General features: G+C 55.9%; 25 protein-coding genes. 9 read left to right on the forward strand and 16 right to left on the reverse strand.

Features of this window, described 5'->3' with window-relative positions:
- Together KBY85_RS11340 and KBY85_RS11345 are read left to right on the forward strand one after the other, a co-directional pair.
- Nucleotides 1-351: sugar nucleotide-binding protein (locus KBY85_RS11340; protein ID WP_254961626.1), on the forward strand; the 351-nt coding region annotated here is incomplete at its 5' end.
- 180 nt (nucleotides 352-531) lie between these two features.
- Nucleotides 532-1,725, forward strand: coding sequence for a Fic family protein (locus tag KBY85_RS11345; RefSeq protein ID WP_254961627.1), 1,194 nt, complete (start codon nucleotides 532-534; stop codon nucleotides 1,723-1,725).
- A 128-nt stretch (nucleotides 1,726-1,853) separates the two neighbouring features.
- On the opposite strand, the gene KBY85_RS11350 is transcribed toward KBY85_RS11345, so the two are convergent.
- Together KBY85_RS11350 and KBY85_RS11355 are read right to left on the reverse strand one after the other, a co-directional pair.
- Entirely contained in the window at nucleotides 1,854-2,252 is a 399-nt protein-coding gene (locus KBY85_RS11350) for a type II toxin-antitoxin system VapC family toxin (RefSeq protein ID WP_254961628.1), read from the reverse strand.
- Nucleotides 2,249-2,497 carry an AbrB/MazE/SpoVT family DNA-binding domain-containing protein gene (locus tag KBY85_RS11355; RefSeq protein ID WP_254961629.1) on the reverse strand — a complete coding sequence of 83 codons (249 nt, stop codon included), beginning with the start codon at nucleotides 2,495-2,497 and terminating at the stop codon, nucleotides 2,249-2,251. Before KBY85_RS11355 ends, KBY85_RS11350 begins: the two co-directional genes overlap by 4 nt.
- A 317-nt stretch (nucleotides 2,498-2,814) precedes the next feature.
- On the opposite strand from KBY85_RS11355, the gene KBY85_RS11360 reads away from it, so the two are divergent.
- Together KBY85_RS11360 and KBY85_RS11365 are read left to right on the forward strand one after the other, a co-directional pair.
- A complete protein-coding gene (locus KBY85_RS11360) occupies nucleotides 2,815-3,051 on the forward strand; it encodes an AbrB/MazE/SpoVT family DNA-binding domain-containing protein (RefSeq protein WP_254961630.1) in 237 nt (78 codons plus the stop codon).
- The gene (locus tag KBY85_RS11365; RefSeq protein ID WP_254961631.1) at nucleotides 3,048-3,383 is read left to right on the forward strand and encodes a type II toxin-antitoxin system PemK/MazF family toxin; all 336 of its coding nucleotides are present in this window, start codon (nucleotides 3,048-3,050) and stop codon (nucleotides 3,381-3,383) included. The genes KBY85_RS11360 and KBY85_RS11365 overlap by 4 nt, the downstream gene beginning before the upstream one ends.
- A gap of 126 nt (nucleotides 3,384-3,509) precedes the next feature.
- On the opposite strand, the gene KBY85_RS11370 is transcribed toward KBY85_RS11365, so the two are convergent.
- Both KBY85_RS11370 and KBY85_RS11375 read right to left on the reverse strand, forming a co-directional pair.
- Nucleotides 3,510-3,785, reverse strand: coding sequence for a hypothetical protein (locus KBY85_RS11370; RefSeq protein WP_254961632.1), 276 nt, complete (start codon nucleotides 3,783-3,785; stop codon nucleotides 3,510-3,512).
- Between the two features lie 364 nt (nucleotides 3,786-4,149).
- Nucleotides 4,150-4,530, reverse strand: coding sequence for a clan AA aspartic protease (locus KBY85_RS11375; protein ID WP_254961633.1), 381 nt, complete (start codon nucleotides 4,528-4,530; stop codon nucleotides 4,150-4,152).
- 103 nt (nucleotides 4,531-4,633) lie between these two features.
- On the opposite strand from KBY85_RS11375, the gene rfbB reads away from it, so the two are divergent.
- The 3 genes from rfbB to KBY85_RS11390 are packed head-to-tail and all read left to right on the forward strand — an operon-like array spanning nucleotide 4,634 to nucleotide 7,953.
- Nucleotides 4,634-5,749, forward strand: coding sequence for a dTDP-glucose 4,6-dehydratase (gene rfbB, locus KBY85_RS11380; protein ID WP_254961634.1), 1,116 nt, complete (start codon nucleotides 4,634-4,636; stop codon nucleotides 5,747-5,749).
- Nucleotides 5,750-5,756: 7 nt separating this feature from the next.
- Nucleotides 5,757-6,641, forward strand: a complete 885-nt coding sequence (locus KBY85_RS11385) for a glycosyltransferase (protein ID WP_254961636.1) — start codon at nucleotides 5,757-5,759, stop codon at nucleotides 6,639-6,641.
- On the forward strand, nucleotides 6,634-7,953 hold the full coding sequence (locus tag KBY85_RS11390) for a hypothetical protein (RefSeq protein ID WP_254961637.1): 1,320 nt from the start codon (nucleotides 6,634-6,636) through the stop codon (nucleotides 7,951-7,953). The genes KBY85_RS11385 and KBY85_RS11390 overlap by 8 nt, the downstream gene beginning before the upstream one ends.
- Here the strand turns inward: KBY85_RS11390 and KBY85_RS11395 are convergent.
- Nucleotides 7,921-8,931: a glycosyltransferase gene (locus KBY85_RS11395; RefSeq protein ID WP_254961638.1), complete on the reverse strand. Its 1,011-nt coding sequence runs from the start codon at nucleotides 8,929-8,931 to the stop codon at nucleotides 7,921-7,923. The genes KBY85_RS11390 and KBY85_RS11395 overlap by 33 nt on opposite strands.
- A 751-nt stretch (nucleotides 8,932-9,682) precedes the next feature.
- Between KBY85_RS11395 and KBY85_RS11400 the strand changes: the two genes are divergently transcribed.
- Nucleotides 9,683-11,617 carry a hypothetical protein gene (locus KBY85_RS11400; protein ID WP_254961639.1) on the forward strand — a complete coding sequence of 645 codons (1,935 nt, stop codon included), beginning with the start codon at nucleotides 9,683-9,685 and terminating at the stop codon, nucleotides 11,615-11,617.
- Between the two features lie 771 nt (nucleotides 11,618-12,388).
- Nucleotides 12,389-13,396, forward strand: a complete 1,008-nt coding sequence (locus tag KBY85_RS11405) for a glycosyltransferase (protein WP_254961652.1) — start codon at nucleotides 12,389-12,391, stop codon at nucleotides 13,394-13,396.
- Between the two features lie 452 nt (nucleotides 13,397-13,848).
- On the opposite strand, the gene KBY85_RS11410 is transcribed toward KBY85_RS11405, so the two are convergent.
- The 11 genes from KBY85_RS11410 to secA form a co-directional block, all read right to left on the reverse strand.
- Nucleotides 13,849-14,805 (reverse strand): NAD(P)-dependent oxidoreductase, encoded by a 957-nt coding sequence (locus tag KBY85_RS11410; RefSeq protein ID WP_254961640.1) that lies wholly within the window; start codon nucleotides 14,803-14,805, stop codon nucleotides 13,849-13,851.
- Nucleotides 14,805-15,605, reverse strand: coding sequence for an aldolase/citrate lyase family protein (locus tag KBY85_RS11415; protein ID WP_254961641.1), 801 nt, complete (start codon nucleotides 15,603-15,605; stop codon nucleotides 14,805-14,807). The genes KBY85_RS11410 and KBY85_RS11415 overlap by 1 nt, the downstream gene beginning before the upstream one ends.
- 48 nt (nucleotides 15,606-15,653) lie before the next feature.
- Nucleotides 15,654-17,459 (reverse strand): thiamine pyrophosphate-binding protein, encoded by a 1,806-nt coding sequence (locus KBY85_RS11420; RefSeq protein ID WP_254961643.1) that lies wholly within the window; start codon nucleotides 17,457-17,459, stop codon nucleotides 15,654-15,656.
- On the reverse strand, nucleotides 17,459-18,580 hold the full coding sequence (locus tag KBY85_RS11425; RefSeq protein WP_254961644.1) for a 3-dehydroquinate synthase family protein: 1,122 nt from the start codon (nucleotides 18,578-18,580) through the stop codon (nucleotides 17,459-17,461). The genes KBY85_RS11420 and KBY85_RS11425 overlap by 1 nt, the downstream gene beginning before the upstream one ends.
- An 8-nt stretch (nucleotides 18,581-18,588) precedes the next feature.
- Nucleotides 18,589-19,284, reverse strand: coding sequence for an SDR family NAD(P)-dependent oxidoreductase (locus KBY85_RS11430; RefSeq protein WP_254961645.1), 696 nt, complete (start codon nucleotides 19,282-19,284; stop codon nucleotides 18,589-18,591).
- Nucleotides 19,281-20,777, reverse strand: a complete 1,497-nt coding sequence (gene rfbH, locus KBY85_RS11435) for a lipopolysaccharide biosynthesis protein RfbH (RefSeq protein WP_254961646.1) — start codon at nucleotides 20,775-20,777, stop codon at nucleotides 19,281-19,283. The genes KBY85_RS11430 and rfbH overlap by 4 nt, the downstream gene beginning before the upstream one ends.
- Nucleotides 20,774-21,865: a CDP-glucose 4,6-dehydratase gene (gene rfbG / locus KBY85_RS11440; RefSeq protein ID WP_254961647.1), complete on the reverse strand. Its 1,092-nt coding sequence runs from the start codon at nucleotides 21,863-21,865 to the stop codon at nucleotides 20,774-20,776. The genes rfbH and rfbG overlap by 4 nt, the downstream gene beginning before the upstream one ends.
- Before the next feature lie 8 nt (nucleotides 21,866-21,873).
- Nucleotides 21,874-22,650, reverse strand: coding sequence for a glucose-1-phosphate cytidylyltransferase (rfbF, locus tag KBY85_RS11445; protein WP_254961648.1), 777 nt, complete (start codon nucleotides 22,648-22,650; stop codon nucleotides 21,874-21,876).
- 92 nt (nucleotides 22,651-22,742) lie between these two features.
- The gene (locus tag KBY85_RS11450) at nucleotides 22,743-23,528 is read right to left on the reverse strand and encodes an ABC transporter permease (protein ID WP_254961649.1); all 786 of its coding nucleotides are present in this window, start codon (nucleotides 23,526-23,528) and stop codon (nucleotides 22,743-22,745) included.
- Complete coding sequence (locus tag KBY85_RS11455; RefSeq protein WP_254961650.1) at nucleotides 23,512-24,276, reverse strand: ABC transporter ATP-binding protein; 765 nt, start codon at nucleotides 24,274-24,276, stop codon at nucleotides 23,512-23,514. Before KBY85_RS11455 ends, KBY85_RS11450 begins: the two co-directional genes overlap by 17 nt.
- 4 nt (nucleotides 24,277-24,280) lie before the next feature.
- Nucleotides 24,281-26,838 (reverse strand): preprotein translocase subunit SecA (secA, locus tag KBY85_RS11460; RefSeq protein WP_254961651.1); only part of this gene is annotated, 2,558 nt, incomplete at its 5' end.

The raw sequence follows: 26,838 nt of genomic DNA on the forward strand, positions 1-26,838 counted from the left end.
GATCAGGTGGGCTGCCCCACCAGCACCCTCACCCTGGCGGCGGCCTGTTGGCGGGCGATCGGGGTGGGCGCAGATCCCGCCGCAGATCCCAGCGGCCCCCGCATCCTGCACTGGAGCGATGCCGGCGCCGCCAGCTGGTACGACTTCGCCGTGGCGATTGGCGAGCTGGGGGTGCAGGCCGGCCTGCTGGAGCGGGCCGCCAGGGTGAAACCGCTCACCACCGCCGACTACCCCACTCCGGCCCAACGCCCCAGCTACTCGCTGCTGGAGTGCAGCAGCAGCCGCGTAGCCCTTGGGCTGGAACCTCTGCACTGGCGGGCGGCCCTGGCGCAGGTGCTGGACCCCGCATGAGCGTTGGCGGCAGTGCTCTTTGGGAGTGTGGTGTTTGGGAGTGTCGGCAAATCTGTACGGTCTGTAAATTTTGGTCGCTTTCGGGTCAGCGCCTTTCCGGTCCAATCAGCCCGTCAAGCACCCGTGAAGCGAATCGAGCCCCTTAATCGCTTCACTCGATGAAGCGATTAGGCTGACCCGATGGAGCCTCGATGGATCTGGCAGCAGCCCGACTGGCCCAACTTCCGCTGGGATGGAGCCGCACTTCGGCCTGCACTGCTGCAGGCATCTGCGGCGCGTCAGGGGCTGGCTGAGCAACTGGATCGTCTGGATGCAGGCCTTGGCCGTGAGGCCCTGGCGGTGCTGATCAGCCGCGAGAGCCTCAGCACGGCAGCTATTGAGGGGGAACAGCTGGATCCTGCTGAGGTGCGCTCCTCGGTGGCACGGCGTTTTCAACTGCCTCCGGACACGCCGGGTTCCCCACAGCGGGAGGCCAGCGCCAAGGTGGAGGGTCTGGTGCAGCTCTTGCTGGCCTCGACGGCTGAGCTCGATGAGCCACTGACGCTTGCAACTCTGCATCGGTGGCACGCGGATCTGTTTGCTGCAGGGCCCGATGGGTTGCGTGCCATCGCCATTGGCGATCTGCGCGGATCCCTGCCGATGCAGGTGGTGTCGGGTGCGATCGGCCGGGAAACATTGCATTTCGAGGCGCCGCCACGGGAGGGTTTGGAGGGCCAGCTGACGCTGCTGCTGGATTGGTTCAATGGCCTATCCCTGGAGCTGGATGGCCTGATTCGGGCAGGGCTGGTCCATCTGTGGTTTGTCACTCTGCATCCTTATGACGATGGCAATGGCCGGCTGGCTCGGGCCCTCACGGATCGCGCCCTGGCCCAGATCTCCAGGCCGGAGGTTCAAGCGACGCCAACCGATCGGCTGATGGCCGGCGCCCTGGGGCTCTCAGCCCGGATCCAGCAGCAGCGCCGGGCTTATTACCGGGAGCTGGAGCACTGCCAGCGGGGCCCATCGGAGGTGACGCGCTGGCTGCAGTGGTTTCTTGAGCAGGTGGCGGCGGCGGCTCTCAGCAACCAGGCGGTGGTGGCCGCAGTGCAGGCCAAGGCGCTGTTTTGGTGGCGGCATCGCCATAGCGGTTTCAATGCGCGGCAGCAGAAGCTCCTCAATCGGCTGCTCGATGCTGAACCCGAAGGATTTGAAGGGGGGATGACCCTGCGCAAAGCCATCGGACTCACCAAGGCAAGCCGGGCCACGGCCTGGCGCGATCTCAGCGAACTGGTGGCACGTCAGGCTCTCACGCCGATTGGTGCAGGCCGTAGCCGGGCCTACCGCCTTGGCTTTCCGTTTGAGCTGGACCAGAAGGATCAACCCAGCCATTCCTGAGTGCGCCGAGGAATCATGGATGGGGTGGCAGCGGAGTGTCAGCAATCGGCTTGCCCCAATTGGCTGGAAACCTTTCAGGCTTCTACGGCAGTTGTACGAGCTAAACAGGGTCCCTAATGCAACGGGGATCACCCCAGCAGATGCACTGGTTCGCCGGCTTCGCTCAGCAGGCGCGCTGCTTCGCGGTCGAAGGTGGCCAGCTGCTGGCTGCCCAGCTGCCGTCCGCCGAAAGCGATCACGCCATCAGCGAAATCGCCGCCCCATGCGAGCAGCTTGAGCCCGGCTGTCACGGCCGGTCGATCGGCCACCACGCTGCTGCTGGCAAGCAGCGCTTCGATGGCGCTGACGCAGTCGTGGTTGGAGAAGCGGTAGACACGGCGCAGCACCCAAACCAGTTCGCACAACACAGGCAGGGGGATCGCCACCAGCTCCGCCTGTTCCAGCAGCGCACTGGCTGATTTGGCCTGCTCGGGATCGTCCTGCACCAGGGCGCGCACCAGCACGTTGGTGTCGGCCGTGATCTTCATGGGCTGGTGCTGGGTTGGGCGTTTGCGTCGCCGAGCCCGGCCCAGCCGGCGGCGGCGGCCTGATTCAGCTCCTCCAGGCTGGCGCAGTGGCTGCTGCGGCCTGCCAGCAGGCCGATGAAGCTGTTGATGCTGCCGGTGGCTTGCTCGGCGTGCAGCTCCAGCCGGCCGCCAGGCAGCACCTCCACATCAATGCGCTGGCCAGGCTGAATGCCCAGATGGGCTAGTAGATCCTTGCGCAGCGTCACCTGCCCTTTTCGGGTGACGGTGAGGGACCGCGATCGTTTGCGCCCTTGCGTTGGGGGCTCAACCATTGCAATGGGCATCTTCGATCTTGATTGTAAGGCGTTTTTCCCTTGCTGATTAGATTGGTTTCTGTGGCCCTCGATGGGCTGTGATTTGACCCTTGGTAAACAGCGTGATCAGGGCGAGGGGCAGGGCGGCAAAACCCCTGAACATGGGATAGCACAAGCGAACTATTAGGGAATCAGTGGAATCACGGAGAAGCCGGCTGGATCTGGTTGCCACGACCGGGATAGACTTTGGCTATTCGAGCTGAGTTGCGGTGAAAGTGAAGGTGCAGGCCTGGGGCAACAGCCTGGGGCTAAGGATCCCCAAGGCTTACGCCACCGAGCTGGGTGTGGGCTCTGGCAGTGAGATGGAGGTGAAGGTGGAGGCCGGTGCCTTGCTCGCCAGGCCCGCAGAGGCAATCCAGCTTGCGGCTCTTCTTGCTGAGATCACCGCTGAGAACCAACACAGCGAAACTGACTGGGGTGAGCCCACCGGTGCGGAGGTGTGGTGAGAGCACCGGAGCGCGGGGATCTGATCTGGCTCAGCTTCACACCACAGAGTGGGCGTGAACAGGCTGGACGCCGCCCGGCATTGGTGGTGTCGCCATCGACGTACAACAGCAAGGTTGGCCTTGCTTTGATGTGTCCCATCACCAGCAGGGTGAAGGGATACCCATTTGAAGTGGCGCTGCCGGAAGGCGGGCCGGTGCAGGGGGTGGTGCTGGCGGATCAACTGCGCAGCCTGGACTGGCGCAGCCGAGATGCTGAGCTGATTGCCAATGCTCCGATTGCGGTGGTGGAGCGGGTGCTGCAGCTGGTTGGAGCGCTGTTGAGCAGCCCGTGACAACCTGTAGCTGCCCCAGGCACCGCACGACCGGCAGCTCAGTCGGCTCGCTTCTCGGGGATAGGCCGAAAAAAGCTCAGGATCAGGCTGTTCAAGCCATTCCCCCGTACTCCTCAAGCACTGAGATCACATCTCGGACTCGCCTGGCATTGCGTTCGGAGGGGTCGAGCTGGTGTCGGAGTTGGACAAGATTGCACTGAGCTTGCTGTTGAGCTCGTCGAGCCGTTCGTCCTCTTTCTCGAGTCGTTTCAGCCTCTGCTCGATCGCGTATCGCTGCACTTTCAACTCGACGGTTGGATGCCAATTGAGCTTCTGCAATAGCCGTCGCCACGGCGGCAGCGATGCAAGGAATTCCTGCTTGCTGCGGTAGGTCGACGGAAGCGGCTCCCAGGAAGTCGACATGGGTGTAATTGGTAAACAGCGTGATCAGGGCGAGGAGCAGGGCGGCAAAAACCGTGATCCAGCGCCGTCATCTGGCTTTGACGATCAAAACCCAAAACCACCGTAGCCAGCCCAAACCCTGAACACAGGATAGTACAAGCAAACTATCAAGACATCCGTGGAATCACGGCCTTCCCGGGCGTGGCCATGCCTCTCGATTCGCTCGCTGACTGAACCCGAAGGGTTCGAAGGGGAATGACCTCGCATCAAGCGCGCTGCTTGGGGGTGTCAGGAAATCTGTACAAGCTGTACAGATTTTGGACGCTTTCGGCTCAGCCCCAGCCGGTGGTGGCGATCAGCCACGGCGACCGATGTCGCCAAAGGCCTACTTGGCCAAGCTCAAGGGGATGTTGGGGCTTTCCGGGTTCACGGTGATCGACTGCAGCTGGGGCCGCAGCACGAGATCCATGTCTTCCATGGGGATGGCTCCCAGCAGCACCTCGTTGCCCAGCACCATGGCGCCGGTGAAGCAGCGGCGGTTGGCGAAGCTCACCTCAATGGGCCCCATGTAGGGCACCGTGCGCCGGTGTCCATCGGCCAGGATCACCTCTCGCTGTTCCAGCTCTCGCAGCTGCAGCTGGATGGCGATGTGCTCAGGGATGCAGAGGTGCACGGCCCCGGAATCGGCCAGGGCACGCACCTCCACCCCCTGCAGCTCGGGGCGAGAGGGGTTGGAGAGTTGAACGGTGCCGTGAATCAAACCCATCTGATCAGCTTAAAGAGGGTCTTACCTGAGGGCAGCCGCTTCGAGGTGCGGATGGTTTCAGGAACAGCATGCCCCGGTAACCTCCTCAAAGCTGACTGAGCCGATGGCCTCCCCGCTGCCCCAGGGTGTGAACCGGGTGCTGGTGACCGGCGGTGCCGGCTTCATCGGCGGGGCGCTGGTGCGGCGGTTGCTGCGGGACACCAATGCCACGGTGTTCAACCTCGACAAGCTCGGCTACGCCAGCGATCTCACCAGCATCGAGCTCACCCTCGCTGAGCTGGGCCCGGCGGCGCTGGGCCGGCACCAGCTGCTGCGGGTGGATCTGGCCCATGCCGAAGCCACGGCTGAGGCGGTGCGGCAGGCCGATCCGGATCTGGTGTTCCATCTTGCTGCCGAGAGCCATGTGGATCGCTCGATCAGCGGCCCAGGTGCCTTCATCGAGAGCAATGTGCAGGGCACCTTCCATCTGCTGCAGGGGGTGCGCGCCCACTGGGAGCAGCTGCCTCAGGAGCGACAGGAGCGCTTCCGTTTGCACCACATCAGCACCGACGAGGTGTTCGGCTCCCTGGGGCCCACGGGTCGCTTTTGCGAAACGACCCCCTACGACCCCCGCTCCCCCTATTCCGCCAGCAAGGCCGCCAGCGACCATCTGGTGCAGGCCTGGCACCACACCTACGGGCTGCCGGTGGTGCTCACCAACTGCTCCAACAACTACGGCCCCTGGCAGTTTCCCGAGAAGCTGATCCCGGTGGTGATCCTCAAGGCGGCGGCCGGGGAGCCGATTCCGCTTTACGGCGATGGCCTGAACGTGCGCGATTGGCTGTACGTGGAGGACCACGTGGAAGCTCTGCTTTTGGCAGCCAGCCGGGGGCGCCTGGGCGAGAGCTACTGCGTGGGTGGTGCCGGGGATCACGGAAGCCCGAGCGAACGCAGCAACACGGATGTGGTGCAGGCGATCTGCGCCCTCCTCGATGGGCTACGCCCCGCTGGCGCTCCCCACAGTCGCTTGATCTCGCCGGTGACCGATCGCCCCGGCCACGACCGCCGCTATGCCATTGATGCCAGCAAGATCACGCTGGGGTTGGGCTGGAAGCCGCTACACAGTTTTGAGGAGGGCTTAGAGGCTACGGTGCGCTGGGGGCTCAGCCATCTCCAGTGGTGCCAGCAGGTGTGCGATCGGGCTGGCTACTGCGGGCAACGCATTGGGGAGAAGACTTGATTACCCCATGAAGCAATCAATGAAACCTGTCAGGGCGTATCCATCGGATTGTCCAGCCGATGAGAGTGCCGATAGCCCTTCGTTTGATTGGCTGATGCCGCTTGCGCCATGGGAAGACCCAGAAATTCTCTCTCAGACTCTCGAAAGCCTGAAGCAGCAAACTTGGCAGGCTAGGGCTCTTGTGGTGAGCGTGGATGGCAGGCTCGGCACCTTATTAGAAGCCACTTTGCAGGCATCAGCCTTGCCAATAGAGATTCACCAATCGATGCATTGGGAAGGGACTGGCCCTGTTTTGGCAAGGGGAATGTTGGCTTGTAAAAGCGAAATTGTGCTTCGGGTTGATGCTGATGATTTATCCGTGCCGGAGCGTTCTCGTTGGCAGGTTGAGCAGATGCTTGCTGATCCCAATCTCGCCGTACTTGGTGGACAGCTGGAGGAAATAGGGTGGGACGGCCAGCTCAAGAATGCTCAGCATTTACGGCAGGTTCCTCTAAATACAGAGTCTATTGAGGGGTTAGCCTGCTGGCGTAATCCAATGAATCATCCCACGGTCGCTCTGCGTCGCAGCAAGATACTGGATGCCGGTAACTATAGAACTTGTCCGTATTTTGAGGATTGGGACTTGTGGCTGAGGATGCTGAAGCGTGGCATGCTTTTGCGTAATGATCCTCGGGTCTTAGTCTGTGCAAGAGTTGGGGCTGACCATTTATCGCGGCGACACGGATGGCGTTATCTGAAGAACGAGTATTTGTTTCTGTTGGGGGCACTCCACTCGTCATTGATTCCATTCCCCACTGTGATCGTTCTCTTTTTCACCCGCCTGCCTTTGAGGCTTTTGCCTAAGCAATGGCTGCGGACCTTTATGGCCGTGTTCCTGAGACGAGATGGTTGAGCAGATTCAGGATGATATTGAGCCTCGTCTGATCCTATGGGTCTTTCCAGCTGTTCTCAGTAGTAGTAGCAATGGCCATCGGTCGATGGCGTACATGATTCACATGTTAGTTCAGCGGGGTTATCCCTGCGGAGTGTTGGTTCCTTCAATATCTCGCTTTAAGCAGCTCTCAACATTACAGCTGCCGAATGGTGTTTTTCTAATCAAGAATGAACACCCCCCAAAATCAAGTCTTTGTGTTGTTGCACCGGATACAGCTGATCCATACTTCATTGAAACCTTGCGCTCTTACGGGCATCGAGTGCTCTGGTGGCTGATGGCACCCCCAGTATTGCTGGGCAGCCCCTTTCCCAAAGTTCAGGCCAACGACTCTGTTGCTATTTATTCGTCATTTGTTCTACCTGATCACAATGATTATTGTTTTGTCCAGGATCCTTCCTGCTTTCAACAGATCTCAGTCCAGAAATACTCAAATCGTTTGGATACCCTCTTAAAACCATCAGTGCGTTGTCTCAGAGTTGGTATTTATTGCGGTAAGGCTCGGCTAACACTGCTGTCGCAAGTTTTAGAGAGCTTTTTAAGTGGGGTAGAGATTGTGCCTTTCAGCCGAAACTGGCCCAGTGGGCGTAGTGATTATAATGAGTTAATAAATTCTTTGGACGGCTTAATCTGTTTTGATCCGCTTACGGCAGTGATTTTAGATATCGTGGCTCAGGCCAAGCCTGTGTTCCTTCCCAATAATCCATTCCCTTTATCGGCGTATGAGGATTTTCCCCTCAGTTGCCTGCGGCTTGTATATACCGATGATCTGCAGTTTTTGTCTCAATTCCGATCATGCCCTAGTGGCTGGATCGGACGGAATAATTCCATTCACGATGAAATTGAGACCGCAAATGATAAGGGATTTCATCTATTTATAAAAATGATTGAGAATTTGTATCCCAATAGAGCCAATGCGTATTACACGCAGTCCATTACGGCTGAGCTCCAAAGCTACGTCGATAGGCTAGAAGTTGTATCAACAATCGACCCATGCCTAGATGGTCAGGCAGCAAGTGCAGAATTTTTATGGATTTATCTTCGGATTCTTGCTTTACCTCATCTTATCCGAGGGTGGATGCGTCGAATTTTGTTGCTGATGTTAAATACTTCAGACAGATTGGCACACCTTGATTGCGGAAGATTTGTATTGCGGCTAACAATTTATCTTCCTTCTACACTCCGGGCTTTACAGGCTCGGATTAGTTGGATCGTATTATCAATATATCAAAAATGGTTGCTACCAGCGATCCGCAGAGCCTTCGCTGCCTAATATTTTTCGTATCTGTTTGGGCCAAATCTTTGTGGGTAGAGCTAGCAGAGGCAGGCTAAGTAGGGCAATAAGCATGAAACGCTTTGATAGGCTGCTTAAAACAAATAATATTCTGAGCCAGGATACGTCAGTTGCAGGCCTTTGGTAGAAGGCCCGAATTCTCATGATTTTTGCCAAGAGTTTGGAATTGGCCCCACCAAACAAACATTTGCGAAGGGCGCGTCTGTTAGTTTCTGATAGGTAACCATGGGCGAGCTGGGTGTTGATGCACATTTCTACCCATGAGGCTGCCTTGGGCCAGCTGTCTTGATTTTCACAAAAGGCGATCGGCCGATCACAAGAAAAGAGAATGTATCGATTTTCTTGATCACAGCAAGCTAGGGCTGGCAGCAGATGTGATAACTTAGTTCCATACCCCAAATACGCCTGGCTAATGTATTGACATATCTGTTCGCGCCTGAATACCCAGCCTGATATTAACAAGAGATTGTTGAACCATCCGTTGATATTGGTGCCATGGATCCCTGATATTGCTGTCATCAGGTTGTTGTGCTGTTCTATCTTGAGATGTCCATAGAGTTCGGTGTCAAATCTTATGGCTGCAATCGATGTGTCGCAGCCGCTGATGTGTCGCTGAATAACTGAGAGGTACTCGTTGTTAAGCCTGTCATCATCTCCCATGATATGTACCCACTCTGTGCTGCAATTCTCAAAGGCTCGGAGAAAGTTAGCACCTGCAGAAAGATTGCAGCAGCGCCGCTCGATTCTGATCCCTTTGAATAAGTCTTCTCCAAGATCGACAATGTCCCAATGATCGGAAGAATTGTCTGAAACCACTACATCGATATGTTTCCATAAACATAATAACTGTATTTGCTGCAGAAGTAGCCGAAGTTCTTTTGGTCTATTGTAAGTGGGTATCCAGAGAGTGAGATTAATACCCTTGTTCGAGTCAAAGCGGCCTTCGGATTGTTTCAAAACTAATTAGCCTGTTGATAGCGTGGATTATGGGGCCCCTTTGTGAATCGTATCCCGGCCATCGTAGAAAGCGCTATTTTAAAAAGCTCAAGAGTCAAGGGTGAGTGACTGCCAAAAACTGAAGAGGGGTTAGTGATAAATTTCACCTAATAGATTTGATGAGTAGGCCGTCAAAGCGTTGCCGAGGGCGAGGTTTTCCAACAACTTTATGCTTTGATAATAAATTTTTAAGCCAGGGCGCCGACCGCCTGTGAAAAAAAACTTATTAGTATTTATACTGAAATACGAATGGCAATGGGTGTAAGCATCCCGAATTAAGCATTGGGCTTTAGGATATGATTACATGCTGTCCGTGGACGGCTTGAATGGAGGGCTGGCTGTGATGCAATCTTGGCTTTTGAGACTCAAGCAGTCAGCCTTATTCGTCGGAGTCACTTCGCTATTGGGATGCGTACTGGCTCTTTCTTTTACTTTCACTTTTACGGAAGGTTGGTTCGGAGAGTGGGGTGGGAATGCAGGAGAGGCATACGAGCGTGGAATGCCATTTCCCCCTTTTTACTCTCTCTTATACAATACACTTCTATTACTTGCATCCAAGGCAGGCATTGACCACTTTTTACTCCTTCGTCTAGTTGGCACGCTTATAACCTTGGCCCTCTTCATAGGGTCATACTTGCTGTGTCGAAGGCTCGGTGCTCCGAAGGCTGCTTCAGCAATTGCATCGTGCTCGGGCATAAGCTTGGGATACAGCATGCCAGCTTTTGTTATTTATGATTATACCCCATTTATAATGCTTCTTCTAACATGGAGCTTGGTTGCTCTCTCTTACTGCCAAAGAGAAAAGTCAGGCGTTCTGGTTAAAAACCAGGCGAAGGAAGTTTTCTGGAGCCTCATGGCTGCAGTAAGCATAATTTCTATGGCAACGACAAAGCAGAATTATGCAGCTTACGCAGGAATTTATTCCCTTATCTATATTATGAAGTCAAATCGGATCGCCAAGTTCGCATTCCTTGGATTTATGGCGACGTCGATCTCAATCTATCTTCAATGGCAAATATCTTCAACTGGAATCATCGGTCTTTTCAATATCTATACGGATGCTAGTTATAAAGGAGGTGGTGGATCAATAGTGTCTAGAGTCCTGCTTTCAGTGCTCGAATCATTAAAGGCTCCAGACTATAGCGCTACTTTGAATGCATTTGCTATTGGCATATTGCTTGCTTACCTGTTAACATGTTATGCATCTCGTACCAATCTTGTAGCTAATTTCGCAAGTCTTGCCGCCATAAAACATAGCAAACATGTAAGTTCTGTGATGAGTATTGCGACCTTTGCCATGGCAATCGCTCTCTTGGCGCTACTCTCGGGTGTCACCCAAAGCATAGTACCAGTTATTCGAGGTGCGGGCGTCGCGCTTATAGTTATATTTGTGATTGTCGCGGCATTCGTTGATAAAGGTATTGACGGCCCAACCTCTAAGCAAGCTCAGTTGCTTGCCGTTCCTATGCTTTCAGTAGTTATGCTCAATGCAATGTCTGGATCAACTGGTGGGCTGGACTCATTTATCCCCTTTAGCCTGTCTATCTGTCTTGTATTAAAAGAACTTGAGCTCGTGCTGGCTGCGAAGGCGAAGGGGCAAGGAAATCCACTAAAAATCAAAAGCTTATTAGCACTAATGTCTATGCTTTACCTATGGGCTGTTCCTGTGGGAGCCTTGAGGGATATTCTCGGAAAAGGATATACTTGGTGGGGTGTATCTGAGAGACCATCAACTTCTTCAATATCCTTTTTTCTGCAAAAAATAAGAAATCAAAAGCCGCAGGAATTAAGTTATTCGGGAAGAGATCTTATGAATGAATCCCAGAGGGCTTATGCGGATCGCCTTGTCAGGCTTGTGCAAAGATATAAGCTTCGAAACCCTTTAAAACCCTTTTCAATCTTAGCCTTTCCAAATATACCTATTATCTACACAATAAGCCAGTCTCGGTCCTATGCCAATGCTCCAGTGCCATGGATTGATGTATTGCCTATGCGTGTTTCTTCGCGAATCATAAGCAAATGGAACCAAGAAAAGCCAGACATTATAGTATACAACCTTTTGCCAATGGCAGCCTATGCGCAACAGCAAAAAGCTTTTGCTGGCCAAGATTCAGGCGATCGCGCAATGCTTAAGCTAAATCGGGACATATTAAGATTGGCCTTCGATGGCTACTATGTAATCATTGATGGATATTCAAATGATCAATATGGAATATTTACTCTTGTAAGGCGAGACGTATTTGATTTCTCGGCCATGGGTTTTGACGGCACCAATGATCAAAGGCTAATGCCAGGGCTTCCTGGGCTAAATCTCCTCACGAGAAGACAGCAATATCTCTTGAGCCAGTTAACTGAACAGCGCAAAGGCGGAACAGATCTTATTTCGCTATCAGCTATAAATCAAATGCATAGCGTAAATATTGCCCCTCGATCAGAAGGGTGTCAGTACGAAAAAGTTTTTACTAAGCAAGTTAACCAGCTTTGGGCCAGAGATCGCACCACTGTGAACTCAAACAGGCTGTTGGCAGAGAAAAATACTGCAGCCAGTTCGCCTAATTCTAGTTTAATAGCGATTGCTGCGCAGAATGACTTTTCATCATTGCTAAAAAATGGGTACGCTTCTAGTATTCCAGTGGATTGCCCTTAGGGAAGCCTGGGGAGTAAGGGATTGATAAGCAGTTGGGGTGAAAGCTTCCCCGTCCGGTCCGATGTTGCCTATCAGATCGTGCATCACAGTAGGTCACTGTCATTCTTTGTAGCCAGCCTCTTCTTTCCGCGCCAGCTCCAATGAGAACCGAAGGCCTAACATCATCTCATTGTATGTTTGCACATGTAAACCGCGGCGCGCCATAAATGCAGGAGCTTTGCCCTCTCGATGTCGAGGACCTTGCCGCCATGACGCTCGGTGCTCCGGTACTGTCCTACAACCTGCCAGACGTGGCGCTCTGAGGCCCTGAGTTGGACTGGTTTTTTTGGACAAGCCCCATCGTTAACCTCTGAGGCGGGGTACCGGCCCTGATCGGGGCTCCCATCGATGAGCAAGCGCCGCACCCAATAGCCCCGAGTTCAAGGCCAGGGTCGCCATGGAGGCGATCAGTGGCCGCAAGACGATTCAGGAGATCGCCGACTACCACGCCATCCACCTGATCCAGGCCAGCCAGTGGAAGCGCTAACTTCTGGACGGCGCCAGCGAACTGTTCACCAGGGGCAAGAAGATCCAGGACAAGGACGAGAGCTAGGTGTTTGACGACAATCTGGTTGAGGGGTGCTTTGCATCAATCTGATCGATACGGGGCAGTCGTTTGAATGGAGAGGCGTCATCTTTCTTGACAGAGGGGAAAATGGGGATTCCCTGAGGGGAGCGGTGACGGCGGTATAATGACATACATAGTCTTGAGTGGGTTTAACTTAGGTGGATATGCCACAGAAATCTAGGATTACCTTTGTCAGTACTGCCTACAATGAAGCAGGTAACCTCGAAGAGCTATTGAATCGATGCCATAATGCGTTCCAGCAAATCCAAGATGGGTCGACTGACGCACTAGGGCTACAATTTAGCTTCGTGATTGCCGACAATGCCAGTACGGATGAAAGCCTTGTGGTTTTGAGCCAGCTACAAGCGTCCATGGGGTCCATTGATGTACTCCTAAACCAAAGAAACTATGGCCCCGAAGCATCTGCCGCAAATGCTCTAAGACAAGCACGTGATAGTGATCTTATAGTGCTTCTTTGCTCAGATTTGCAAGACCCACCAGAGCTTGCTGCATCTATGGTTCAGATGCTTCTTGGTGATCAGGGTCTAGATGCTGTACTGGCAGTCAAAAAGAAGTCTTCCGGGAATTCACTGCTTCGCTTGGCTAGGCGTTCTTATTACAACATGCTGGGATACTCCACACGCTTTCAGCTTGTGCCAACGGGATTTCATGGCTTCGGTTGCTATAGACGAGAAACAATTAATGAAGCTCTCCGTTGTTGGGAGCTAACAGATCTCAATCTTCGGCAATGCCTGGCCAATGCCAGTCAATCTGCAATTCAGATGGATTACCTTCAGTTGGATCGTATCCATGGCAAATCCTCCTATGGCAAGCTAGGTTATTGGAAAGAAGCTTGGCGAAGCATCGCCGTTGGTGACGCCACTGCAAGTCGTCTTGCACTCACGATCGGAGGTGCCAGCCTATTCCTAGCCGTCGTAATTGGACTCATTCTCTTAGTGAACGTATTGCGAGGAAGCAGCAGATATGTGGGTGGGATTCCAACCGTTATGGGCTTGTCGATCCTGAGCCTTTCTTTGCAGATGCTCATGTTTAGCCTGCTTTCTAGGCAGATTGAGGCGCTTCGCATGAGAGGAATACGCCCAAGAGTTCTTTTTCGTCGCGTCAAATCCCCAAGCGGCTCAACCTTGAATACCACATCCTCTCATGTATAGTGAACGCAAGCGACACTCCTTTATTCGCTTCAGCTTAAGCGGCTTTGTTTTTACAATTCTAGGCCCTGGCTTGTTTTGGCTTGCCTATCCTATGGGCCCCTATGCGGCTTTGGGAATAGCCGAGGGCTGTACTCACTGTCTCCGCTTCTTGGCATTTCGCAATATTGTATTTCCTTTTAGTAAAGGATACCATGTTTCTCTAGTACGCTATGTCGCATCAGCATTGCCGCTTACACTTGTCAGCCTGGCCAGCGTTTCTTTTCTCAGAAATACATTAGAGCGTACCTCCCTAACTCTGGTTACTGCTCTGATCACTCTCGTGGCGGGTTTTTTTTGGAGCCGATATATGTACAGTCAGCCAGGTAAATCTAGGCAGGCTAAATAACTGCATCTAGGAGTTTGTTCGTTGTGGAACTATGAGTTCATGGTCATCCTGCTGATCGGCTTTGGTCCTAATGCGCACCAGCTGTATTAAGGATTGCCTGTTCCAAAGTAATCTCAGGCCGCAGACCATGCATGGTTTCAATCTTAATGATACTGGGAATATAGCGGCTGCGTGCAGCGATTGGATCGGCTATGCCGAGGATGCGCACTGGTTTATGTTCAGCAATCAGATCTCGCACTAGATGAGCAAGCTCGGCAATGCTTATTACATGGTCTGCGCCCACGTTGTAGGCCTCTCCATCCTTGCCCTGCTGCAGTAGGGTCCATAGCCAGTGGGCCAAATCACGCTGGTCTAAGTAGGTGCGCAGCGGGGTTCCATCGCCAGATACGGTGATCGCTTCGGCAGACAAGGCATCGTGTATGAAGTTCCCAATCGCAAAATGAACATTTAGGGGTAGATCCGCACCCACAAATGCAAAGCAACGTGCAATTACTGTCTGCAGGCCGTGCGTATCTCGATAAAGCGCGCATAGATGTTCAGCGGCTCGCTTGCCCTGGCTGTAGGCGGTAGATGCTTGATCAAGAGGCGGGCTGCCAGGCCAGTCTTCAGGAATCGACTCCAGATCAGATGGCTGAGGCCCATAGATGCCACCTGAGCTCGTCAGCAGAAACCGACGCGCACCAGTAGCAACCGCAAGGTCAAGGATATTGGTCGTTCCTTCAACAACTTGATTGAATCGCTGAAGTGGTGTGAGCCAAGGCCCAACGGTGGAATCAGTCGCCGCATGAAGAATATGTGTAAATGAATTGTTCCACGGCAACGTCTCACGCTCTTGTATGTCTGCCTGAACAAACCTTATCTGATCGTTGATTGCCAGGTCTGGGTGAGCATCCTGAAATCGTTGCGGATCTCGACTGAGTACGCAAAGGCTGGCATTCATGCCCATCCCACATGAAAGGTAGTGCCGCAGCAGTGCACGGCCAAAAAAACCAGTTCCCCCAGTTAGCAGAATGTGTGCTTCCATCAGTCTGAGTTCAGTACCTTCCAGCGATCTTCCAGCATCTGAATACGGGTTTGATCCTCTCGGTGCATCAATCCATAATACTCACGCTTATTCAGCAGCCACAGAAGCTCAAAATGCACGGCTTGGCGCAACGCTTTGGCCAAATCGGGTGAATCCAGCGCAGAACCACTGAAGATCACCTTGCGGGTTTCAAAGCGATCGAGATGAATCGCCTTGATTCGCTGTAAGTTGGCCAGGGCATCAATCGAGACAGCCCCACCAACAATGAAGTCAAGACCTCGATCACGGCAAGCCTTGGAGGCAACCTCGACGGCTTTAGTCACGTTCTCCGATTCGATTCCGTTACGGCCTGCGCCGATTGAGCCGCTGAAATCAACTCGGCCAAAAACGACACCATTACACCCCGGCTTTGCGGCAGCGATCTCGAGCATTGCTTCGAGGTTATTAAAAGCAGTAATTGTCTCCAGATTAAACAGGAATGAAACGTCTTCCTGTTCTTCTGTTGAATAAACCTTGTCCTTTGCTGCTATGTATTTGGTCAAGGCGTAGGGCGTTTCTACCATTGGGGCGATGATATAGCGCACGCCAAACTGTCTGGCCTCCAGCATGTCTCGGATTGCTTCGCAGCCACCCACCTTCAATGCCAGGCCTACATTGGCTTTATTGGCAATCTCCAGCAAGCGAAGCAGTTCGTCAGTACGGGTTCCCTCGGCTTCGAATTCGGCTTTAGTAGCCAGAACGCCATATTCCTCCTTACCTTGGTGGAGGATCTCGAGCATTTTCTTCTCGGAGCTATTCATCGTTGTTCAGGGTATGGATGCGATTGTCAAATAAAGATTATCACGGATTTACGGAGATGCATCGAGTAAATAGCGCATCGCTACGGCTTTGATGTCATCTGGTAGCTCCGGAGACATCAGATGCAAGGGGTTGGATTGCATACCACCTGAAGCGCTGATGCGGCTGGTAATTTTTGGGAAATATGTCTGCTCGGGGTGCAGGGGTACAAGGAACACCGCTGGCCCTTGACTCTGCCAGAGGTTCAAGAAAGCGGGATCATCGGCCCAGTGTTCAGCCAGCTCAAAACTAGGAATGCGGTAGGCAGCTGCAAGTGACGCCCAATCAGGAAAGCCAAGGCCCGAATTGACATCGCAGCCCAGGTAGGCACCGTCAAAATAATTCTTTTGGGTCATGCGGATTGAGGCATATCCCTCATTGCAAAACAGGAAGATCTTGAGGTTGAGCTCATTCACCGCTACCGTTGCTAGTTCCTGGAGATTTTGGGTGAAACCGCCATCCCCCTCCACCAGCACTGTCCGTCGCACTGGATCAGCAATCGCGCACCCGATCGCGCCAGAGAGTCCATAGCCCATGCTGGCCAGACCCTTATCCGTGATCATGGTTTGTTCGCTCTTCAGCTTGAAGGCCTGCATCATCACGGTGAAGGCGCCCCCACTGCTGCAGGGCACGATGTGATCGCCGGGCTCACACAGCTTGGAAAGCTCGGAAACCATGTCGTAAGGATTGAGATAGCCCTGCGGGGTTGTGTTGCATGCCTCCGAAACTGGTAGCAGTGCCCGCACGTGTTGGCTAAAGGCTAGCCATTCGCTGTGATCCCCTAGCTTGTGACTCAGCAGAGTGGAGAGGAATACATCGGCATCCACCTCAATTGCTAGTGCTGTTTGCGGATTGGGCTTGGCGAGTTCAGAGGGATCAATATCCACTTGGATCACCTCACCCAGAGGCACAAAGGCTTGCCAGTTGAACCCTGTTTGCTGAAGGCCCAGCCGGGTGCCAACCGCCAGCACCAGATCCGCTTGCTGCAGAAGCAGATTGCTCGAGCGTTGCCCCCAGGTGTTGGGCCGGCCTGCGTAGTTGGGATGATCAGCCGTATAGCGATCAGCGCCATTCCAGGTGGTCATGACAGGCAGGCTCAGAGCAGCCAGTTGCGATTGCAGGGCCTTTGCCTGGCGATGGGAGAGACCACCACCCAGCAGGAACACGGGGCGTTCGGCCGCTGCGACGCGTGCGGCTACATTCGCCACCAACTGCTCGCTAGCCAACGGAGCTGTTTTCTCAGGGCCGGGACCGCTATTGAGGCCCGCATCCGCCCAAGTCTCGGGCACTTGGCTGGCCTGTACATCCAAGGGCAACTCGAGGAACACTGGCCCTGGTCGTCCGCGCCAGCCTTCGGCCACCTCAGCCAGCACCGCCTCAGCGGGCATCGGGGCCTTGAGACAGAGACTCCGCTTGCAGACCGGTGACGCCATGGCCACACCGTCGACCTCCTGAATGCCGAGCTGACGCAGTCCCGCTGGCGCCAGATCCTCCACCTTCACCTGCCCGCCGAGGAGCAGCAGTTCGCGGCTTTCCAACCACGCGCCGGCCAGCCCTGTGAGCGTGTTGGTGAGTCCTGGACCGGCGGTGACAAGTGCCAACGCCTTGCCCGTACCCGGAGCGGCGGCACCAGCTTCAACGATGGCGTTGTGATACTCTGTGGCGATGGCTGCCGCCACCTCATGCACCACAGGCACGCAAACGAGCGCCTGCCGTGCTGAATTCAGCAGGTGCATGATGTTGCCACCTGCCACGAAGTAGCAGTGGCTATAACCGCTGGCCTTTAACCAGCTAATCAGAGCATCGGAATACTTCATTACGCAACCACCCCAACGGGTTGAACAGCTGCCAGCTCTGGCTCCAGCGTGGCAATGGCCTGCTGCATCGCTGCCAGCACCGCATCGAGACATGCCTGATCAGCAGGTAGCTGAATTTCCTCGACGCCCAGCCTTGCTGGATCGGTGGACGAGGGAACGATCAGGTGATAGTGCCCAGGCGAATGTTTCTTATCGGCCTGGAAGGCCTTCAGGAAATGCTCGGCATCGAACACCTGCAGTTGCTGTGGCTCCAGCACTGGCTGCAGAAGCTCTAGGCAGTGCTGCCAAAGCCCCGCGGATTCGGGTTGGTGCTCCGTGAAGCAGATGGATGCCATCATCCCGATCGCTACTGCCAGGCCATGGGGAATGGCGAATGCTGTGGCCGATTCAAGGGCATGGCCCCAGGTGTGGCCGAAGTTGAGCAGGCGCCGCTCCGCCTGATCGAATTCATCGGTTTCGATGAACCACTGCTTCACAGCCAGGGTGGCGTGCAGCAGTTCAGCAAGCTCCTGCTCTTTCCAGGCGCCGCCGAGTACCGGCGCTGCCATCCGCTCGTAGGTTGCAAAGGCAGACGCCCCGCGGCAGAAAGCAATCTTGGCGGCTTCTGCTGCACCGCCGGCCAGCTCCACGGCCGGGAGCGTACGGGCGAAGACGGGCAGGATGTCAATCCGGCTGGGGGGATGGAAATTGCCGATCAAGTTTTTGTAGGGCCCCACATTGATCGAACTCTTGCCACCAAGGCAGGAATCGGCCATGCCCAGAAAGGTGGTGGGCACGTAGCTCCAGGGGATGCCTCGCATGAACAGCGAGGCCACGAAGGTGGCAATGTCCTGCACCACGCCACCGCCGATCGCGGCAATGCGGGACGAGCGGCCCAGACCCGCCTGCTTCATGGCAACAAACAGAGGCAGGGTCTCCTGCAGGGCCTTGGCCTCTTCTGTGGCCTCGATCCAGATGACGGGAAGGTCCTCTGGCAGTGCAAGTCGGCCCCGGAAGAAGGCGTCCACCAGCAGCAGATCAGCGCTGGGGCACCACTGGCTGAGATCCGTGAGCGGCGAGAAGGCCACGCTGTAATCCGCGAGGGCGCTGCGGATCTTGAGCTCGGGAAGTAGAGCAGACATCGGATAGATCAGGCGTGCTTGAGGCCGATGAAACCAGCATCCACGGTGAGGAACTGGCCGGTGATGGCGCGGTTGGCCGGCGAAACCAGAAAGGCCACTGCAGAAGCGATATCAGCAGGTTCGGGCAACCGGCCTAGGGCCGATTGGGAGGCGATGGCAGCGATCTGCTCAGTGGAGAGATGGGTACGCGTCATCGGGGTGTCAACGACACCCGGCAATACCGCATTGATCAGGATGCCGCTGGGGCCAAGATCCAGAGCAACGGACTTCACCAGCCCTTGCAGAGCCGCTTTGGACACCGTGTAGGAAAATTTGCCGGGGCGGCTTTCCAGCTGCCAGATTGAACTCACCACAGCCAACCGGCAGCCGGACCTCAGCTTGCCGGCCGAGAGCAGGGCCTGAAGGCTGGAGGCAATGAACAGCACATTGCCCTGCAGCAGCCGTTGCAGATTATCAGTGTCGAATGACGACACGGTGTCGCTGCAGTTCAACCCCTGGGCCCAGACCACCGCATCGAGATCCGGGAGGGAGCTGAAGCTGGCCGCGTCAGATGGATCGTCGTAGCCAAGTGGCAGATGCGCCTTGGCGCCTTCCCAACGGGTTGATCCCGCGGTGTAAACAGCAAATCCGTCGCCAGCAAGATGCCTAGCGATCGCCGCACCTAGGGCGCCACCGGCGCCGAACAGGAGCACCTTGGGGTTCATGGGGCGGGCAGGCGGACGAAGCCATTAATCACCTCAACCTCTCGGGCCAGCATCGCTTCCGTCAGGCCGGGATAGGTACCCAGGAAAAGAGTGCTGGCCATGATGTCATCAGACCCCACCATCTCGCCCACCACCCGCAGGGCCGCTGGATTGTCTTGGCGCAGTTGCACAAAAGCCGGCTGGCGCAATAGGTTGCCGCCGAACAGCATGCGGTTGCCGATCTGGTGACGGTCCAGCTCTTGGGCCAGTTCCGTACGGCTGAAAGCTGCCCCTGGCTTCACGGCGATCTTGAAACCGAACCAGGAGCAATCGGTGCGGCAACCGCTGGTATCCCAGCTGAAGCCCTGCTCCGGATCCCAGGCCGTGGCATGGGTGGGCAGGGCGAATTCGAGCACGTCCTCATGGGGCGCTAGGCCCCGGCGCAACGTCTCCCAGTTCTGTTTGCGGGCCTCGATAAACTCCGGCAGCCGCCGCAGCTGCACCCGGCCAATCGCCGCCTGCGGATCGAGCGGCTTGAGGTTGAAGCCGAGGTGGCTGTAGGTGTACTTGTGGTCGTAGCCCTCTGGCAGTTCACCCAGCTGCCAGCCGAAGCGCTTGTTGCAGGTGTTGTCGATGCCGCTAGGGCACCAGCAGTCGCGGCCCCAGTCGCGGAAGCTTTCGGCGATCACCTTGAGCTTCTGTTCGCGCACGATGTTCACCGCACCGCCCTCGCCCATGGTGAGGTGATGGGGTGGGTAGAAGCTCTGGGTGCTGATGTCGCCCCAGGTGCCAGTCCAGCGGATCACCCGATCTGGCCCTTCATCGAGGCCAGGGCTGTTCTCGCTGAAGCCCAGGCTCTCGGCAAGCTCCCGTGGCATCGAGTAGCTACAACCCAGGGCATCGCAGTTGTCCTCAACCAGCCAAAGGTCGTGCTTGCGGCAGAAGGCCAGGGTGGCCGCCAGATCGAAGGGATTGCCCAGGGCGTGGGCCATCATCACGGCCTTGGTTTTGCCCGCGCTGTAAGCCGCTTCCAGCTGATCGCAGCGGGCATTACCCGTTATGGTATCGGCATCGATGAACACCGGCACTGCACCCACCTGCACGATCGGGGCCACGGTGGTGGGGAAGCCCGCCGCCACCGTGATCACCTCATCACCGGGTTTGATCCGGCGGGCCTCCGGCAGCTTGGCGGAGGTGAGCGCTGAGATCGCCACCAGGTTGGCGCTGGAGCCGGAGTTCACCAGCAGCGAGTGGCGCACGCCCATGAAGGCGGCCAGCTCCTTCTCCATTGCCGCGCCTTCTGAGCCCAGCGTGAGCCAGAAATCGAGAGTGGCGGATACGGCCGCCTCCACCTCGGTCTCCGTGAACACTCGCCCGGCGTAAGGAATCGGGCTGCCCTCGGGCCACGGGGTCCGGGCGGGATCCGCAGCTGGGCGGTAGGCCGCATGGGCCTGACGCGCATAGTCGCGGGTGAGGTTGAGGATCTGATCCTTGAGGTCGGGAAGGGAAGTCACGCAGCAGAGGGGGTGAGGTAAGCAGCAAGATCGTCCAGGCAGCATTCAAGAGCAGAGGCCTGACCCTCCTGAACCCGCCGATACCAGTTGACCGTGCGCTCCACGGTGGTCGCAAAGTCCCAACGGGGCGCCCAACCAAGTTGGTGATGGGCTTTGTCGATCACCAGACTGAGGAGGCTGGCTTCGTGAGGGGCAGAAGGGTCGCTCTGGTCCTGCCAATGGCCGGGCCAGTGACGCAGCGCTTCCTCCACCAGCTCACGCACCGGACGGTTGGCCTCGAGCTGTGGGCCGAAGTTGAACGCACCAGCTAACTCGACGGATGAGGACAAGTTCTCTGCCAGCCGGAGATAGCCCCCGAGCGGCTCCAGCACGTGTTGCCAGGGGCGAGTGGCGCCAGGATTCCGTACGCCGATCGGCTCGCCTCGGCTGAGGGCCCTCATCGCATCAGGCACAATGCGATCCACCGCCCAGTCGCCTCCACCGATCACATTGCCGGCACGAGCGCTGGCAACGCTCAGGTGTGGCGTCTGATGGGAAGACATGCCGCAGAAACTGGAGCGCCAGCTAGCGATGGCGATCTCCGCTGCCGCTTTGCTGCTGCTGTAGGGATCATGTCCCCCGAGGGGATCGTTTTCGCGGTAGCCATAGAGCCACTCGTTGTTGAGATAGACCTTGTCCGTGGTGATCAGTACCGCGCTGCAGGGCTGCTGGAGCGTGCGCAGAGCCTCTAACAGGTGAATGGTGCCCATCACGTTGGTGGACCAGGTGGCCGCGGGCTCTTGGTAGCTGCGCCGCACCAAAGGTTGGGCGGCTAGATGCAATACCACCTCCGGCTTGGTTTCAGTCACCAGGGCCTTCAGCAGTTTGGGATCTTGGATATCGCCGATCCGGTGATCCAGGCGACGGTCCAGGCCCAGTTGGTCAAAGAGGTTGGGCTCGGACTCGGGCGGAAGGGACAAGCCGGTGACCTGGGCACCAAGTTCACAGAGCCACAAAGCCAACCAGCTGCCCTTGAAACCGGTGTGCCCTGTTACGAGGCATCTTCGGTTCCGCCAAAATGTTGATGAAGCTAGACCTTCGGATTGCATTTTTCTGTTCATCCTTCTGACCACGCCTTCCAGGGTGCATTTCCTGTTTGCCAGAGTTCCTCAAGTTGATTCTTGTCTCTGAGGGTATCCATCGGCTGCCAAAAGCCAGTGTGGTGATAGGCAGACAACTCGTGTGTTTCGGCCAATCTCTGGAGGGGTGCTTCTTCCCACGTGCAGGAATCCCCATCGACCAGATCAATAACCGAAGGATCCAAAACAAAAAAACCTCCATTGATCCAAGTCCCGTCCCCTTGGGGCTTTTCCTCGAAGCGCATCACGCGCCCTCGTTCAAAAGCTAGGCTGCCAAAACGCCCCAGTGGCTGAACCGCTGTCAGGGTTGCTTTGCGCCCCTCTGTGTGGTGATGAGCCACGAGCTCGGTGATATTCACATCGGCGACACCATCTCCATAGGTGAAGCAGAAGGGTTGGTCGTCTAGGTAGCTTCGTACGCGGCGCAGGCGCCCACCAGTGAGAGTCTTTTCACCAGTATCGACAAGCGTGACCTTCCAGGGTTCGCCCTTGCTTGCGTGCACTTTCATGGTATTGTTACCCATGTCAAATGTTACATCGCTGGTGTGCAGAAAATAGTTTGCAAAATATTCCTTGATGACGTATCCCTTGTAGCCACAGCAAATAATAAAATCGTTGATTCCGTGATGACTATAAATCTTAAGAATATGCCAGAGTATTGGTTTTCCGCCGATTTCAATCATTGGCTTTGGCCGGAGATGGGTTTCTTCGGAGATACGGGTTCCGAGTCCACCGGCTAGGATGACGGCTTTCATCTAATGATGTATTTTGAATGATTATACCACTGTCAGCCTGCGCCACCGAAATCTGGCTAATCAGCGATAATGTGAAGAGTGATCGCTGATTCTCATACGAGAAATGGGAGTTCCCGTCGCTTGCGCTCTAAGAGCCAGAGCGACGTTAAAACACCTATTAAATTGATGAACAGTACGATAAGAGTTTGATCCATCTTAAGTTCGCCCTGGATCAGAGCGTGACGTAGGTTGCTCAGTACCCTATAAAGTGGATTTAGGTCGGCGGTCCAGCCAAGGGCGCCCAGGGCTTCTTTTTGGTAGAGAATTGGTGAGAGTAAAAACATTAACTGCATTGCTATAGGGATGAGCTGGTAAAGGTCTTCATATCGTGCTCCGAGCAAGCAAAGTAAAAGTGGAAGCCAGTAGAGGAAAATAAGCAGATTGATCAGTGGCAGCAATCCTGACGTGAAAAGGTGAAGTAGTAAACTGGGCTGGAAGAACATTAAGGCCAGTAGCACTAGGCCGAATGATTGGAAGAACGTCTGGACTTGAAATGACCATTCTTCCAGGGTGAAGAAAATAGGGTGGATGTTAGTATTTTTTATGTTGCCGGCGTTTGCGCGAAAGAGGCCAGGAGCTGATTGCACAGCACTGGCTATCGCATTCCAGATCACTAGTCCCGTTCCAAGGAATACAACGTAGGTGCCAAAATCTTTAACCTTGAAGACTGCGCCGTAAACCGTTGCGAGAACTCCGATGGAAAGCAGATTGGAGATGCCGAGCCAGAAGCTGCCTAGTGCTGTTCGTGCAAAGCGCTCCTTTGTGCGTGCTGTTGCTGTAAACCACCAAGCGCGGCGTGAAACCCACGCATACCGTAGAGTCTTAACAACACTGCTCATGATAGTACCTGAGTGAATCATCCAAAGGGCCGTCAAACACAATCTCTCCTTGATTGAATACAAGCCCGCGTTGGCAGAACTGCTGCAAGAGACCGTCTGAATGACTTGCGAGTATCAAGGTGCCTGCGGTTTCGATGAATTGCTCTAGGCGGCGTTGTGCCCGCTCAAAGAAGCGGGCATCACCGGTGCCAAAGCCTTCGTCGAGCGCAAGGCAATCGTGACTTCCAGAGGTTAAAAGCGAGAATAATAATCTGGCAGACATGCCTTCGCTGTAGCCCTTCATGGGTAAGTGTATAAAATCACCTAGCTCGGAGAACTCAACAATCTCCCTGAGGTACTCAGGGAAGCCTTTAAGGTGTCCGTGCGTCAATAGATAGTGACCTTTCACTGCTTGCATGCCGCTTAAATCTGGCCCGGTGATAAAATTCTTTTGGATCATGGGAAACACTGGACAGTGTGCCCGAAAGAGTCCCGATGTCGCCGTATAGATGCCTGATACTAGGCGAAGAAAAGTGCTCTTCCCTGCTCCGTTGTGGCCAATTAATGCCACCCGCTCTCCATGATTAATCGTGCAATTAATCCCCCTCAGTGCCTCAATCTCTGTGCCGCGTGTAGTTCTTTGAAGCACGCCACCTGTTAAGGACCGGATCAGTGCTTTCTTGAGGGTGCGTACCTCACGGGTGTTAACCGGAATGCGTAGCCAAACATCCTTTAGTTCTAGGACTGGCGAGGAATCAGCTGTTCCCATGGCCTTAGGCCGTCGCCCCTTGTGGCGCTGGCGCCGGTTGGAACATAAACATCGAGTAGATCACATTGCGGCGCATCTGGGTCATCATCTCGAGGAACATGTCATAACCCTCGTTCTTGTATTCGATCAGCGGGTCCTTCTGGCCGTAGCCGCGCAGGCCCACCGATTCGCGTAGGGCATCCATCGCCTGCAGATGCTCTCGCCAGAGGGTGTCTATCTGCTGCAGGATGAAGTAGCGCTCCGCTTCGCGTATCAGGCCTGGGCGTTGCTGCTCAACTTGGCCCTCCTTGATGTCGTAGGCATTGCGCAGCTGCTCCTGCAGGAAGGCTTTGAGCTCCTCCACCCCTAAACCCTGTAGCTGGTCGGGCGCTAGATCTTCCAGGATGTAAATAAACTCCTTTGTTTTCTCGACTAGGCGGCTGAGGTCCCACTCCTCAGGCGGCAGCTCGGGGTTTACATAGGCTTCCACGATGTCTTCGACGGTCCGCTCGCCGTAGCCGATCACCTGGGCCTTAAGTTCACGGCCCTCCAACACTCGGCGCCGCTCGGTATAAACGGCTTTGCGCTGGTTGTTCATCACCTCGTCGTACTCAAACACCTGCTTGCGGATGTCGTAGTAGTACGTTTCCACCTTCTTCTGCGCCCCTTCCAGCGAGCGGGTGAGCATGCCCGATTCGATCGGCATGTCTTCCTCCACCCGGAAGGCATTCATCAGGCCAGCCACCCGATCGCCGCCAAAGATGCGCAGCAGGTTGTCTTCCAGAGACAGGAAGAAGCGGGTGGAGCCAGGATCGCCCTGGCGGCCGGCGCGGCCGCGCAGTTGGTTGTCCACCCTGCGTGATTCGTGGCGCTCGGTGCCGATCACGTGCAGGCCACCGGCCTCGCGCACCTGCTGATCGTCTTGCTTCACCATGGCGTCGTATTCAGCCTTCACCTGCGCGATGCAATCACGCAGGGCCTGGATTTGGGGGTCATCGCTGGGGGCCTTTTCGGCCGCCTGGGCGATGCGGTCTTCCAGCTCCAGCAAGGTGAGCTGCCGGTCGCCCCAGGCATTTACGAGGTCTTTGGCGAGGCTGGCCAAATCCTGGTCAGTCGTTTTGCTGAGACTGCAGGGATACAGGCTCCCCAAACTGCGGGCCTCGCGCGCGGCTTTCGCCGAGGGGATGGGCCGGTGCTCATTTTCCGGGCGCACCAGCTTGGGCAGCAGCACCTCACGCAGCTTGAGGCGGGCCATGTAATCGCTATTGCCGCCCAGGATGATGTCCGTGCCACGCCCGGCCATGTTGGTGGCGATGGTCACGGCGCCGGCCCGCCCGGCCTGGGCCACGATTTCGGCTTCCCGCTCCACGTTTTCTGGCTTGGCGTTTAGGAGGTTGTGGGGGATGTCTTGCTCAGCCAGCAGGGCTGATAGCAGCTCCGATTTCTCCACACTGGTGGTGCCCACCAGCACCGGCCGGCCCCCCTTGTGCACCTCGGCGGTTTCCAGGGCTACCGCTCGCCACTTGGCGGTTTCGGTTTTGTAAACCTGGTCGGTCCAGTCGGAGCGGGAGCGCACCCGGTTGGTGGGCACGATCGTGACTTCGAGCTTGTAGGTCTTCTCGAATTCCACTTCCTCGGTTTTGGCGGTACCGGTCATTCCGGCCAGGCGCGGGTAGAGCAGGAAGAAGTTTTGGTAGGTGATCGAGGCGAGGGTTTGGGTTTCGGGCTGGATCTCCAGCTGCTCCTTGGCCTCAATCGCCTGGTGCAGGCCGTCGCTCCAGCGCCTCCCTGGCATCACCCGGCCGGTGAATTCGTCCACGATCACCGCATCGCCATTGCGCACGATGTAGTTCACGTCCTTGGCAAACATCTCCTTGGCCTTGAGGGCATTGCCGATGAAGTGGGCCCAGGGGTCTTCTGGGTTGAAGAGATCGGTCACCCCCAGCTCCTGCTCGGCCTTGGCATAGCCCTCGTCGGTGAGGGTCACATTGCGCTGCTTCTCATCAACCTCGTAGTCGCCTTCGGGGTCGATGCCGTCTTTGCCCAGTTCGGCAGAGCGCTCCAGCAGCTCAGCCACCTCGGCGGCGCGGCGGTATTTCTCCTGGGGGCGCTCGATCTGGCCGGAGATAATCAGCGGCGTGCGGGCCTCGTCGATCAGGATCGAATCGACCTCGTCGATCACGCAGTAGTTGGGCTGGCGCTGCACCACCTCAGCGATGTCGCTGGCCATGTTGTCGCGCAGGTAGTCGAAGCCCAGCTCGCTGTTAGTGGCGTAGGTGATGTCGCAGGCGTAGTTGGCCCGGCGGGTGGTTGGCGTCATCTCCTGTTGAATCAGGCCCACCGAGAGCCCCAGGAAGCGGTGCACCTGGCCCATCCACTCGGCATCGCGTCGGGCTAGGTAGTCGTTGACTGTCACCACGTGAACGCCCCGGCCGGTAAGGGCGTTGAGGTAGGCCGGCAGGGTGGCCACGAGGGTTTTGCCCTCGCCGGTTTTCATCTCAGCGATTTGACCGTTGTGCAGCACCATGCCGCCGATCAGCTGCACATCGAAGTGCCGCATGCCCAGCACCCGCTTGCCGGCCT

The organism is Cyanobium sp. BA5m-10, assembly GCF_024346255.1.
Classification (GTDB): Bacteria; Cyanobacteriota; Cyanobacteriia; order PCC-6307; family Cyanobiaceae; genus Cyanobium_A; species Cyanobium_A usitatum.